At 75.1% G+C, this 13,162-nt stretch carries 9 protein-coding genes; 6 read left to right on the top strand and 3 right to left on the bottom strand.

The features are described 5' to 3' along the window. Positions 1-254: 254 nt before the first annotated feature. Positions 255-2,090, bottom strand: a complete 1,836-nt coding sequence (gene glmS, locus OZ948_16510; GenBank protein MEB2346330.1) for a glutamine--fructose-6-phosphate transaminase (isomerizing) — start codon at positions 2,088-2,090, stop codon at positions 255-257. 3 nt (positions 2,091-2,093) lie between these two features. Further along, complete coding sequence (gene glmU, locus OZ948_16505; protein MEB2346329.1) at positions 2,094-3,476, bottom strand: bifunctional UDP-N-acetylglucosamine diphosphorylase/glucosamine-1-phosphate N-acetyltransferase GlmU; 1,383 nt, start codon at positions 3,474-3,476, stop codon at positions 2,094-2,096. A 118-nt stretch (positions 3,477-3,594) separates the two neighbouring features. Here glmU and hflX point away from each other — a divergent pair, with 118 nt between their 5' ends. The 6 genes from hflX to OZ948_16475 all read left to right on the top strand — a co-directional run bounded on the left by hflX (position 3,595) and on the right by OZ948_16475 (position 11,837). Further along, on the top strand, positions 3,595-5,475 hold the full coding sequence (hflX, locus tag OZ948_16500) for a GTPase HflX (protein ID MEB2346328.1): 1,881 nt from the start codon (positions 3,595-3,597) through the stop codon (positions 5,473-5,475). Between the two features lie 15 nt (positions 5,476-5,490). Further along, complete coding sequence (locus tag OZ948_16495) at positions 5,491-6,498, top strand: ketoacyl-ACP synthase III (protein ID MEB2346327.1); 1,008 nt, start codon at positions 5,491-5,493, stop codon at positions 6,496-6,498. Positions 6,499-6,657: 159 nt separating this feature from the next. Continuing rightward, on the top strand, positions 6,658-7,044 hold the full coding sequence (locus OZ948_16490) for a hypothetical protein (GenBank protein MEB2346326.1): 387 nt from the start codon (positions 6,658-6,660) through the stop codon (positions 7,042-7,044). Between the two features lie 107 nt (positions 7,045-7,151). Continuing rightward, the gene (locus OZ948_16485) at positions 7,152-8,321 is read left to right on the top strand and encodes an acyl-CoA dehydrogenase family protein (GenBank protein ID MEB2346325.1); all 1,170 of its coding nucleotides are present in this window, start codon (positions 7,152-7,154) and stop codon (positions 8,319-8,321) included. Beyond that, on the top strand, positions 8,210-9,280 hold the full coding sequence (locus tag OZ948_16480; protein ID MEB2346324.1) for a glutamate--tRNA ligase family protein: 1,071 nt from the start codon (positions 8,210-8,212) through the stop codon (positions 9,278-9,280). Before OZ948_16485 ends, OZ948_16480 begins: the two co-directional genes overlap by 112 nt. Before the next feature lie 148 nt (positions 9,281-9,428). Continuing rightward, the gene (locus OZ948_16475; protein MEB2346323.1) at positions 9,429-11,837 is read left to right on the top strand and encodes a Smr/MutS family protein; all 2,409 of its coding nucleotides are present in this window, start codon (positions 9,429-9,431) and stop codon (positions 11,835-11,837) included. On the opposite strand, the gene OZ948_16470 is transcribed toward OZ948_16475, so the two are convergent. After that, on the bottom strand, positions 11,815-13,161 hold the full coding sequence (locus tag OZ948_16470) for an FAD-dependent oxidoreductase (protein ID MEB2346322.1): 1,347 nt from the start codon (positions 13,159-13,161) through the stop codon (positions 11,815-11,817). The two genes, OZ948_16475 and OZ948_16470, sit on opposite strands and share 23 nt — an antisense overlap. Between the last annotated feature and the right edge of the window lies 1 nt (position 13,162).

The raw sequence follows: 13,162 nt of genomic DNA, 5'->3' as shown, positions 1-13,162 counted from the left end.
CCCGCAGCCGGAGGCTCCCATGGCTGCGCCCCCAAGAGCAGACGCCACCCCCCACGCGCGCCCGCGCAAGAGCGCCCCCGCCAGAGGCTCCCACGGCAGCGCCCCCAAGAGCAGACGCCAACCCCCCACGCGCGCCCTCGCAAACGCGGCCCCAGCCGGCGGCTCAGCTGCCGCCCTCGCCCCCCGCGCGAAGCCCACGAGGCCCCGAGCGGCCAGCTGCAGCCGCCCGCCCGAAGCTCCCTCTCCCCCTCCCGCTACTCCACCGTCACGCTCTTGGCCAAATTGCGCGGCTGATCGACGTCGGTGCCCTTCAGCATCGCGACGTGGTAGGCGAGCAGCTGGAGCGGCACCGTCACCAGCACCGCCGTCAGGTACTCGCCCAGGTCCGGCACGTAGATCACGTCGTTCGCCTTCTGGGCGATCGCTTCGTCGCCCTCGCTCGCGACCGCGATCACCATCCCGTCGCGCGCGCGCACCTGCTCGAGGTTCGAGACCACCTTGTCGTAGATGGGGCTCCGGTTCGCGATCACGACCACCGGCATCTTCTCGTCGATCAGCGCGATCGGGCCGTGCTTCATCTCACCGGCCGCGTAGGCCTCGGCGTGGATGTAGGAGATCTCCTTGAGCTTGAGCGCGCCCTCGAAGGCGATCGGCACCATCGCGCCCCGGCCCAGGTACAGGAAGTCCTGGGCGTGCATGTACTTGCGCGCGATCTGCTCGACGTGGCCGTCGAGCTGGAGCGCCTGCTCGACGAGCCGCGGCAGCCGCATCAGGTCCTGCACGCGGCGGCGCGCCTCGTCGCGGGCGAGCTTGCCGCGCACGAGGCCCAGCTTCACCGCCAGCATGTAGAGCGCCACCACCTGGGTCGTGAAGGCCTTGGTGCTGGCGACGCCGATCTCGGGGCCGGCGTGGGTGTAGAGCACGTCGTGGCTCTCGCGCGCGATCGTCGCGTCGCGCACGTTGCAGACCGCCAGCACCCGCGAGCCCTGCGCCTTGCCCTCGCGCAGCGCCGCCAGCGTGTCGGCGGTCTCGCCCGACTGCGAGACGGGGATCACCAGCACCTCCGGGCCGAGGATCGGGTTGCGGTAGCGGAACTCGCTCGCGAGATCGACCTCGCAGGGAAGCCCCGCGAGCTGCTCGATCATGTACTTGCCGACCAGGCAGGCGTGCCACGCCGTCCCGCACGCCACCAGCGCGACGCGGCGGATCGCCGCCACCTTCGCCGGTGAGAGGTCGATGCCGTTCAGGTCGAGGTCGCCCTCGGCCTCCAGCACCCGGGTGCCGATCGTGTCGGTGATCGCGCGCGGCTGCTCGTAGATCTCCTTCTGCATGAAGCGGTCGTAGCCGCCCTTCTCGGCCGAGACCGGGTCCCAGCCGATCGCGCGCGGCTCGCGGTCGATCGGGCGTCCCTCGCGATCGAGGAGCTGGACGGCGTCCTCGGAGAGCACGGCGAACTCGCCATCCTCGAGGAACAGCATCTGGCGCGTGTAGGGCAGGATGGCCGGGATGTCGCTCGCGAGGTAGCTCTGCTTCTCGGCGAGGCCGAGCACGATCGGGCTGCCCCCGTGCTTCGCCACGACGATGTGGTCGGGATCGGTCTCGGAGAGCACGCCGAAGGCATAGGACCCCACCACCCGCGCGCAGGCCTCGCGCACCGCGCGGACGAGGTCGCTGCCGGCCCGGAGCCGGTCGTCGATCAGGTGGGCGATCAGCTCGGTGTCGGTGTCGGAGGCGATCGGGTGGCCGTCGGCTTCGAGCTCGGCGCGCAGCTCGCGGTAGTTCTCCATGATGCCGTTGTGGACCACCACGACCGAGCCCGCCTTGTGCGGGTGCGCATTGCGTTCGGAGGGCTTGCCGTGCGTGGCCCAGCGCGTGTGGCCGATGCCGACCCGCCCGGCCAGCGGCCGGTCCCGCAGCGCGGACTCGAGGTTGGCGAGCTTGCCGACGGCCCGGCGGATCGCGATCGCCCCGCTCTCGAAGATGGCAACGCCCGCGGAGTCGTAGCCGCGGTACTCGAGCCGGCGCAGGCCGTCGAGCAGCACCTCGTGGGCGCGCGGCTCGCGCCCGACGTAGCCGACGATTCCACACATGGCCTACTCCTCCGCCTTCCTCGGCTTCTTCTTCGGGGGTCGCTTCCGGTCCGCCCAGCCCTCGACGTTGCGCTGCCGTTCGCGGGCCACCGCGAGCGCTCCGTCGGGCACCGGGCCGGTGATCGTCGAGCCGGCCGCCACGTAGGCGCGGTCGCCGATCCGGACCGGCGCGATCAGGTTCGCGTTGCAGCCGACGAAGGCATGGGCGCCGACCTCGGTGCGGTGCTTCTGCTCCCAGTCGTAGTTCACCGTGATCGCGCCGCAGCCGAAGCTCGCGCCCTCCCCCACGTCGGCGTCGCCGATGTACGACAGGTGGTCGGCCTTCACGCCGGCCCCGAGACGGCTGTTCTTGAGCTCGACGAAGTTGCCGATCCGCACCCCCGACGCGAGCCGGTTGCCCGGGCGCAGGTGCGCGGACGGGCCGACCACGACGTCGTCCGCCAGCTCCGACGACTCGATCACCGTGTGGGCCCGGATCCGGCAGCGCTCGCCGATCCGCGTGGGACCGGTGATCACGACGCCGGGCTCGATCACCGTGTCACGCCCCACCTCGACGTTCCAGTCGAGCCAGGCGGCCCCGGGGTCCACGAAGGTCACGCCGGCGTCCATCAGCCGCTCGGCCACGCGGCGGCGCGCTTCCACGTTCGCGCGCGCGAGCTCCGCGCGCGTGTTGATGCCGAGCGCCTCCTCGGCGTCGTCCAGGCAGAGCGCGTCGAGCGAGCGCCCCTCGCGCACGGCGATCTTCACGATGTCCGTCACGTAGAGCTCGCCCTGGGCGTTGCGGTCGTCGACCTGCTCCAGGGCCTTCCACAGGAACTCCGCGTCCACCAGGTACACACCGGTGTTGCCCTCGCGGAGGCGGCGCTCCTCGGGCGTCGCGTCCACCAGCTCGACGATGCGCTCCACGCGCCCGTCCGGCCCACGCACGATCACGCCGGGCATCGGCTCGGGCGCCGAGAGGATCAGCAGGTCGTGCCCGGCAGCCGCCTTGCGCTCGCGCATCCGCACGATCGTGTCGAGGCGCAGGAGCGGCGTGTCGCCGTAGAGGATCAGGACGTCGCCGCGGAAGCCCGCGAGCGCCGGGCGCGCCATCTGGACCGCGTGGCCCGTGCCACGCCGCTCCGGCTGCTCGACGAAGCGCACCCGGCCGTCGCGGAACAGGGGATGGGCGGCGAAGACCTCCCGCACCTTGTCGGCGTCGCGCCCCACCACGACCACGCCGCGCTCGGCGTCGAGCGCGGCCGCGAGCTCGAGCGGGAAGGCCAGCATGGGCCGCCCGGCGACCTCGTGCAGCACCTTCACGAGGCCCGACTGCATCCGCTTGCCCTGGCCCGCGGCCAGCACCACGACCGCCAGCGGACGCCCCTTCGAGGCCAGCTCGCTCACGCCGTCGCTCCCCCTAGGATCCGATGCTGCCGGGTCTGCTCCGGGAGCGGACCCCAACTCGCCCCGGCACGGGCGCGACTCGAGCACACGAGGCGCGACGCGGTCTGCGGAGCCGGGCATGGTAACCCGGAATCGCGAGCTGCTGACACGGGGAGCGAGCGCGGTCGGGCGGGCCGACCGGGAGGATCCTCCCCCTGGGGTCAAGGCCCCACCCGGATCGCTGGGTTACCCTGCGCGGCGTCCCACGTCCCCGACCCGTCCGTCCCATCCGCGCCCCGGATCCTTCGAGGAGCCGCCCACCATCCGCGTTCTCGGCAACACCCAAGGTCTCAAGGCGAGCCAGGTCCGGGCCCTCGAGCGCCTCTACCGCCGCCACCTGCCCTCGGATCGCCTGGTCACCCACGAGTTCGCCCGCGAGCTCACGGAGCTGAGCTACGACATCCGCCGGCCGGTGGGTGTCTTCGTGGACCGACGCGGCACGGTGACGCACGCGATGGTCGGCGACGCCCGCGGCCGGCTCGAGATGCCCGACTGGGGCCGCCTGCGTGCCGGCCAGGGGCGCCTGCGCGGGATCCGCTGCATCCGCACCCGGCTCGGCGGCGCCCGCGCCGCGAACGGCGCCTCGGGCGAGGCGCTCACCCACGACGACCTGACCGACCTCGCCAAGCTGCGCCTCGACGCGATGGTGGCGCTCGAGGTCGAGGACGACGGCCTGCCGGGCGACGCCCACGTCGCGCACCTGCGCCCCGCGGCGGCCGACGGCACCGTGATCGAACGCCTCCCGCCGGCGGCGCCTTCGCGCCTCGAGCTCGACTTCGCGGCCTGGATCGGCGCGCTCGAGGAGGAGCTCGCGCGCCGCGACCGCACGCGCGCGGTCGGCGAAGGCGAACGGGCGATCCTCGTCGCGGTGAGCGGCGGCCGCAGCCGCGCCGGCACCGAGGACTCGATCGCCGAGCTGCGCGAGCTCGCGCGTACCGCCGGCGTCGAGGTCGTCGACGTCATCACCCAGCAGCGACCGCAGGTGGACCCGCGCACGGCGATCGGCGAGGGGCGGCTCGAGGACCTGACCGTGGCCGCATTCCGCCACGACGTCGACCTCGTGATCTTCGACCGCGACCTCACCCCGGCCCAGGCCCGCAACCTCGGCGAGCGGCTCGACCTGCGCGTGATCGACCGCACCCAGCTGATCCTCGACATCTTCGCCCAGCGCGCGCGCAGCCGGGACGGCAAGCTCCAGGTCGAGCTCGCGCAGCTCCAGTACCGGCTGCCGCGGCTGGCCCAACAGGATCTCGGGCTCTCGCGGCTCGGCGGCGGGATCGGCGGGCGCGGGCCCGGCGAGCAGCGCCTCGAGGTCGATCGCCGCCGCGTGCGCGACCGCATCGCAAGGCTCCAGAAGGAGCTCCAGGGCCTGCGCCGCGAGCGCGAGGGGCGCCGCAGCCGGCGCAACCGGCGCGGGGTGCCGGTGCTCTCGATCGTCGGCTACACGAACGCGGGCAAGAGCACGCTGCTCCGCGCGCTGACGCACGCCGACGTGCAGGTCGAGGACAAGCTCTTCGCGACCCTCGACCCGACCTCCCGGCGGCTGCGCTTTCCCAGGGAGCGCGAGGTGATCGTCACCGACACCGTGGGCTTCCTGCGCGACCTGCCGGCGGACCTCCAGGAGGCCTTCCGCGCGACACTCGAGGAGCTGCGCGACGCGGACCTGTTCCTGCACGTCGTGGACGCCTCGGCCGAGGACTACCCGGAGCGCATCGCCGCCGTCCGCGGGGTGCTCCACGCGATGCAGCTCGGCGACACCCCGGAGCTGCTCGTCTTCAACCAGATCGACCGGCTCGCACCGGGGCTCGGCCAGGAGATCGCCGCCCGCGAGGGCGGCGTCGCGATCTCGGCGCTGCGCGGCCTCGGTCTGCGCGAGCTGCTCGAGGGGGTCGAAGGGCGCGTCTGGAGCGAGGACGTGGACGAGCGCAGCCGGCTGCGCCTGGCGTCGCTCGGCGGCTGACCGGGAGGGGAAAGCATGAGCATCCGTACCAGGATCATCGGCACCGGCCTTGCCGTTCCCGAGCGCGTGGTGACCAACCACGACCTCGAGCGGCTCATGGACACGAGCGACGAGTGGATCCGCAAGCGCTCGGGGATCGCCGAGCGCCGCCACGTGTCGGAGGGCGAGAGCCCGGCGACGCTCGCCGAGCAGGCGTCGCGCCGCGCCCTCGAGGCCGCCGGCATCGAGCCCGAGGAGCTGGACGGGATCGTGCTCGCGACGCTCTCGCCCGAGCACGAGTTCCCGGGCACCTCGTTCTTCCTGCACCACCGGCTCGGGGTGCCCGAGATCCCCTGCTTCGACCTGCGCGCCCAGTGCAGCGGCTTCCTCTACTCGCTCGCGACCGCCGACGCCTTCGTGCGCACCGGCCAGATGCGGCGCGTGCTGGTCGTCGGCTGCGAGGTCCACTCGACGGGCCTCGACCTCACGACCCGCGGCCGCGACGTCGGCGTGCTCTTCGGCGACGGTGCCGGCGCGGTCGTGGTGGAGGCGAACGCGGACCCGGAGGACCTCTCGGGCGTGCTCTCGGTGCGCATGCACGCGCAGGGCGAGCATGCCTCGCGGCTGTGGATCGAGGCGCCGGGCTCGAGCTTCTTCCCGCAGCGCATCACCGGGGCGATGCTGGCCGAGGGGCGGCACTTCCCGAAGATGGAGGGCCGCTTCGTCTTCAAGCACGCCGTCACGCGCATGCCCGAGGTGCTGCGCAGCGCGCTCGACGACGCCGGCGTGAAGCAGGACGACGTCGCGCTCTTCCTCTTCCACCAGGCGAACCTGCGGATCAACGAGTACGTGGCGCAGTCGATGGGGATCCCGCCCGAGCGCTGCCCGAGCAACATCGAGCGCTACGGCAACTGCTCGGCCGCCTCGATCCCGATGCTGCTCGACGAGGTGGTGCGCGAGGGGCGGCTGCGCCGGGGCCAGCTCGTCGCGATGACGGCCTTCGGGTCGGGCTTCACCTGGGCCTCCGCGATCGTCCGCTGGTAGGCTCCGGGGCGCCGCGGCGCGTTGCGCAATCCGATCCGGACCTGGATCGGATTCATGGAATCCCCTGTCCTGGACGCAGGATGGGTGGGTCTCCACCCCCTGTTGACGCAGTGACGCACCGTGTTAGATTGCGGTCCTTCCCCGTACAAGGAGAGCCGAATGGCCCAGCAATCGAGCCGCGTCCAGGAGGGCGTGGACCAGCTCAGGACCCGGATCCGCCGGATCCAGCGCCAGGTGAGCACCCGGCGCAAGGCGCTCGAGAAGGAGCTCACGACCCGCCGCAGGGCGATCGAGAAGCGGGCGCAGCGGGAGATCACGCGCGTCCAGAAGGAGATCGCGCGCCAGCCGCTCGTGAAGCGGGCGCAGAAACAGGCGAGCACGCTGCGCGCCGAGGCCCAGAGCCGCATCGAGGCCGGCGTCGCCGGCGTGCTCGGCGCCTTCCCGCTCGCCACCAAGGGCGAGATCGACCGCATCGACCGCAAGCTGCGCTCGATCGACCGCAAGCTGCGCGAGATGGAGAAGGCGCAGGGCCACGCGGCCGCCTAGAACGATTTCCCGCCAGGAGCGCAGGCGAGGCCCGGTCGCGGAGGGGTGACCGGGCCTTCGTCTATCCTGGGCCGGACCTGCGGCCCTCGATCGAGGAGGACCTCCCCATGGCCGACTTCCAGGGCGCGGACTTCCTGCGCCTCGACGACCTGCTCTCCGAGGAGGAGCGCCTCGCCCGCGAGACGGTGCGGGCCTTCGTCGGCAAGGAGTTCCTGCCGCTCGTCCGGGAGCACGTCCGGCAGGACGGCTCCTTCCCGATGCAGCTCGTCCCGCGCATGGCGGAGCTCGGGCTGTTCGGGGCGAACCTCCACGGCCATGGCTGCGCCGGCATGAACAACGTCGCCTACGGGCTGGTGATGCAGGAGCTCGAGCGCGGCGACTCGGGGCTGCGCTCCTTCGCGTCGGTGCAGGGCGGCCTCGTGATGTACCCGATCCACGCCTACGGATCGGAGGCGCAGAAGGAGCGCTGGCTGCCGGCCCTTGCCGCGGGCCGGGCGATCGGCTGCTTCGGGCTCACCGAGCCGGACTTCGGGAGCCACGTCTCGGGGATGCGCACGCGTGCCGTCCGGCGCGGCGCCTCCTGGGTCCTGAACGGCACCAAGCGCTGGATCACCAACGGCACGCTCGCGCAGGTGGCCCTCGTGTGGGCGCACACCGACGAGGGCGTGCGCGGCTTCCTGGTCGAGACGGACCGGCCCGGCTTCGAGGCGCGTGACATCAAGGGCAAGCTCTCGCTGCGCGCCTCGGTGACCTCGGAGCTCTTCCTGCACGACGTCGAGGTCTCCGCGGAGGAGGCGCTGCTCCCGGGCGTTCGCGGCCTCAAGGGGCCCCTCTCGTGCCTGACCCAGGCCCGCTACGGGATCGCCTGGGGGGCGCTCGGGGCCGCGATGGCCTGCTACGACGAGGCGCTCCACTACACGCAGGAACGCGTCGTCGACGGGGGCCCGCTCGCGGCCAAGCAGCTCACGCAGGAGAAGCTCGTCTACATGCTCACCGAGATCACGAAGGGCCAGCTCCTCGCCTGGCGGCTCGGCCGGCTCAAGGACGAGGGGCGGCTCGAGCACGTGATGGTCTCGATGGGCAAGCGCAACAACGTCGACGTGGCGCTGCGCATCGCGCGCCTGGCTCGCGACCTGCTCGGCGCCAACGGCATCGTCGACGACTACTGCGCGATGCGGCACATGGTGAACCTCGAGACCGTGCGCACCTACGAGGGCACCCACGACATCCACATGCTGATCCTGGGCGAGCACGCGACGGGGATGCGGGCGATCTGAGCGCAGGGGACCCCATCCGGCCCGACCTGGCCCGGCTGCGCACGCGCCTGCCGGAGCGCCCCCTCACGCGCTTCGCGCCCGCTCCCACCGGGCACCTGCACCTCGGGCACGTCGCCAACGCGCTCGTGGTCTGGGGCGTGGCGGGGGCGCTCGGAGGCCGCGTGCTGCTGCGCATCGAGGACCACGATCGCCAGCGCTGCCGCCGGGAGTACGAGCAGACCCTGCTCGACGATCTCGACTGGCTCGGCTTCGCCGCCGACCTCTTCCCGACCGCGGCCTACCGGACGGGGCCCTGCCCCGCCCGCCAGTCCGATCGCGACGCCGCCTATCGCGCGGCTGCCAGCGCGCTCGCGGCCCGCGGGCTCCTCTATGCCTGCGCGTGCAGCCGCCGGGCGATCGGGAGCCGCGCGGCAGAGGCGGCGTCGGGCGGCGGCGCCGAGCGGCGCTACCCCGGCACGTGCCGCGCCCGCGCCGTGCCCCTCGATGCGCCCGACCTCACCTGGCGCGTCCGCCTGCCCGAAGGCGACGAGCATTTCGACGACGCGCTCCTCGGCCCCCAGCGCCAGACGCCCGCCCGCCAGTGCGGTGACCTCGCGGTGCGGGACCGGCACGGCAACTGGACCTACCAGTTCGCGGTCACGGTGGACGACCGTGACCAGGACGTCGCGCTCGTGATCCGCGGCCAGGACCTGCTCGCCTCGACCGGCCGCCAGCTCCAGCTCGCCCGCCTGCTCGGCCGCGAGGCACCGCCCGTCTACCTCCACCACGGCCTCCTGCGGAAGGCCTCCGGCCGCAAGCTCAGCAAGGCCGACGGCGACAGCGGCGTGCGCGCGCTGCGCGCGGCGGGCTGGTCGGCCGGCGAGGTGATCGGGGCGGCGGCAGAGCAGCTCGGGCTCCTGGCCCGGGCGCGCCCCGTCCCCGCGCACGCCGCCGCGGCGCTGCTGGCCGGCGCCGGCTGACGTCCTCTCGATCTCCGCGCCGACGACCGGGTCGGCGAACCGGTCCGGTCCCCGCGCGGATCCGGGATCTGCAGCAGCTCGCGGCGTAGGCCGGGCGCGGAAGCGGAGCGCGCCGCCGCATGCGGGCGGCTAGCCTCTCGCGCCACCCGTGCACGCCTCGCGCCGCACCCTCGACGTCCTCGAGTGGCCGCTCGTCGTCGAGCGCCTGCGCCGTCACGCGCGCACGCCCGGCGCGCGCCGGCGCCTCGAAGACCCGGCGGCCGGCTTCGCCGCCGATCCCGACGAGGCGCGCGAGCGGCTCGCCGAGACCGGTGAGGCCCGCGCGGTGCTGGCCCTCGCGGCGCCGCCCTTCGGTGGCCTCCCCGACGTCGCGCCGGCCCTGGCGCGCGCCGAGCGCGGCGGCGGGCTGGGTGCCGGGGAGCTGCTCGACACCGCTGCGGCGGTCGAGGCGATCACCGCCACCGCCCGCTTCCTGGCACGGCAGGGCGAACACGCGCCGCGCCTTGCCGCGCGCGGCAGCGGGCTCGGCGACCACCAGCCGCTCGCCGACGAGATCCGCGCGGCGCTCGACTCCGAGGGCCAGGTGCGCGACGCCGCCTCGCCGGTGCTGGCTGCGGCGCGCGCCGAGGCTCGCCGGCTGGCGGGCGAGCTCCAGCGCCGCCTCGACGCCACGCTCCACGACCCCGAGATCGCGCCCCATCTCTCGGACCGCTTCGTCACCGTGCGCCACGACCGCTACGTGCTGCCGGTGCGGGCCGACGCGCGCGGGCGCGTGCGCGGCATCGTCCACGACGCCTCGTCCTCGGGCACCACCTTGTTCGTCGAGCCGCAGGCCGTGGTCGACGCGAACAACCAGCTGCGGGAGGCCGAGCTGCGCGCCGAGCGCGAGGTGGCGCGCGTGCTGCGCGAGCTCGCCGACGCCGCCGGCCGCGAGGCGCCCGCGCTGCGCGCGAGCCTCGCCGGGCTCGAGGAGCTCGACCTCGCCTTCGCGCGCGGGGCGCTCGCGGCCGAGTGGGACGGGGTCGCGCCCGCGATCGGCGACGAGGGCATCTTCGTGCTGCCCCAGCTCCGGCATCCGCTGCTCGACCCCGCCCGCGCCGTCCCGAACGACCTGCGGCTCGGGCTCCCCGTGCGCGTGCTCGTGCTCTCGGGACCGAACGCGGGCGGCAAGACCGTCGCGATGAAGGCGGTGGCCCTCGCCGCGCTGTGCGCGCGCGCCGGCCTGCAGGTGGCGGCGGCGCCGGGCGCGCGCGTCGACTGGACCGAGCGGCTGCTCGCCGACATCGGCGACGCCCAGAGCCTGCGCGAGAGCCTCTCGACCTTCTCGGCCCACCTCGCGAACCTGGCCCGGATCGTCGAGGAGGCGGACGCGCGCACGCTCGTGGTGCTCGACGAGATCGGTGACGGCACCGACCCGGGCGAAGGCGCAGCGCTGGCCCAGGCCGTGCTCGAAGCGCTGGCCGCGGCCGGCGCGCGGGTGATCGCGACGACCCACTACGGGCTCCTCAAGGAGATGGCGCAGGTCGACCCGCGCTTCGAGAACGCGAGCTTCGAGTTCGACCCACACACGCTGGCGCCGACCTACCGGCTGCGTGCCGGCGTGGCGGGCGCGTCGTCCGCGACCGCCGTCGCCGCGCGCATGGGCCTGCGCCGGGACGTCCTGGAGCGCGCCGGCGAGCTGCTGGCCCGCACCGACAGGCGCCTCGAGCGCACCCTCGCCGAGCTGAACGCGAGCCGCGTCGCGCTCGAGACGGAGCGCAGCGAGGCGGCCCGCCTGCGCGCCGAGACCGAGAGCGAACGCGCCGCCCTCCAGGACCGGCTCGCACGGCACGAGGCGCGGCGCGACGAGCTCTACGCCACCATGCGCCGCGACCTCGAGCAGTCCTTCCGCCGTGCACACGAGGAGGTGGCGGGCGTGATCCGCGAGCTGCAGCGGGCACCGGGCGCGCGCGAGGCCGAGCACGCCCGGCGCGCGCTCGTCGCGATCGAGGCGCGCGCGCGGGAGGCCCTGCCGGCGGCCGGGGCCGGCGGCCGGGCGGGGGCGGCGGCCGGCGCCGTGCCCCTCGACTGGCAGCGCGCACGGCCCGGCGACCGCGTCGCCGTCGTCGGCGGTGGGGTCGGCGTGCTGGCGGCGCTGCCGGACCGCCACGGCCGCGTCGCGGTCCAGCTCGGGACGGCCCGCGTGCTGCTGCCGCGCGAGCGCGTGGCGGCGCCGCCGGCCGCGCCGTCCGCCGAGGAGGCGCGCCGCGAGCGGGCGGAGCGCGTCTCGCTCGAGGCCGCCGGCCGCGGCGCCGGGGACGCCCCGAGCCGCGGCGGCCACGAGCGCTGCGACCTGCGCGGCCTGCGCGTCGACGAGGCGCTCGCCGAGCTGATCCGCGCCCTCGACCGCGCGGCGCTGGCCGGCCGGGCGCGCCTCGACGTGGTCCACGGCATCGGCACCGGCGCGCTGCGCGAGGCCGTCTGCGCGCACCTCGCCGGGTCGCCCTACGTCGAGCGCTTCGACCCCGCCCCGCCCGAGGCGGGCGGCGCGGGCGTCACCCAGGTCGCGCTGCGTTGAGGTCGGCGAGCACCTCCTCCGCCGCACGGCGTCCCGACGCGACGGCGCCCTCCAGCGTGGGGGCCGCGAGCCAGTCGCCGGCCAGGTAGAGGCGCCGGCCGGCCGCGCGGCGGTCCGCCTGCGCCGCGCGCAGGCGCGCGAGCCGGCGGAAGCTGCCCACATCGAAGCGGGGCCAGGCCGCGGGGAATCGACACACGATCGCGTCTCCCGGGGGCTCGAGCCCGCCGGGGAGGATGCGCGCGATCGCCTCGACCAGCGGCTTGGCGACGACGTCGTCCGGCGCGTCCAGGTGCGCCGTGCTCCAGGGCTCACGGGCCAGGGCCGTGACCCGCCCCCTGCCGATCTCGCCGGCCGTGCGCGCGGGCTCCGGCTCGAGCGCCACGAGCGCGAGCGGCGAGCCCTCCGCGCGCGGCACCCGCACGCGCGTCGGCGCCGAGACCGGCAGCGGGCGCGTCGCGCCGACCCAGGTGATCGCGGCGTCGCAGCGGGCGGCGGCGAGCACGTCGCGCTCGGCCGAGACCCAGAGCGGAGCGCCGAGGCGGAGCGCCTCGGCGGCCGGCACCGCGAGCACCACCGCGTCGGCCGCGAGCGCCCCGCCGCCTTCGAGCGCGACCGTGAGCCCACCCTCCGCCCGCGGCGCGACGGCACCGGCGGCACAGGCGAGCCGCACGCCGAGCCGCGCGCCGAGCCGCTCCGCCAGGAGGCCCGGCGGCTCGCGCAGGGCACCGGCCTCGCTCCGCTGCTCGGGCGCCCAGCGCAGCAGGAACGCCGCGCGGCTCGCCTCGCGCTCGTCGGCCGGGGCGCGTTCGGTGAGCCACGGCTCGAGCCAGCGCTCGACGACGCTGCGGCCGAAGTAGAGCGAGCCCCAGTCGCGCAGCGAGCGGTCGTCGAGCGGCGCGGCCCGCTCCGCGAAGGCCGGGTCGAGGTGCGGCGCATAGCGGGCCGCGAGGCGCGGGAGCCGGAGCAGGCGCCAGGCGTCGCGCCTGCGAACCCCCGGCGTGCGCGCCACCTCCCAGGGCTCCCCGTCGGCGACGGGCCCGAACCCGGCGCTCCCCGCGCAAAGCTGGGCGGCGAGCCAGGGTCGCAGCGGCAGCAGCTCGGACCCGAGCCCGGCCTCGCGCACCAGCGCGAGCAGCGCCCGGTCGCCGGTCGAGACGCGTGCCGCGGTCGGGTCGATCACGCGCTCTCCGTGCAGGGCCAGGGCCGCGCGCCCGCCGGCCCGGCCGGCGCGCTCGAGGATCTGCACCTGCTGGCCGGCGGCGGCGAGGCGCGCGGCCGCCGCGAGCCCGGCGAGGCCGGCGCCCACCACCACGACCGTGGCCACC

It is taken from the genome of Deltaproteobacteria bacterium, from assembly GCA_035063765.1.
In the GTDB taxonomy this organism is placed as follows: Bacteria; Myxococcota_A; UBA9160; order UBA9160; family PR03; genus CAADGG01.
The sequence above is the reverse complement of the archived record's forward strand: the minus strand, read 5'-3'. Positions and strand labels throughout refer to the sequence as shown.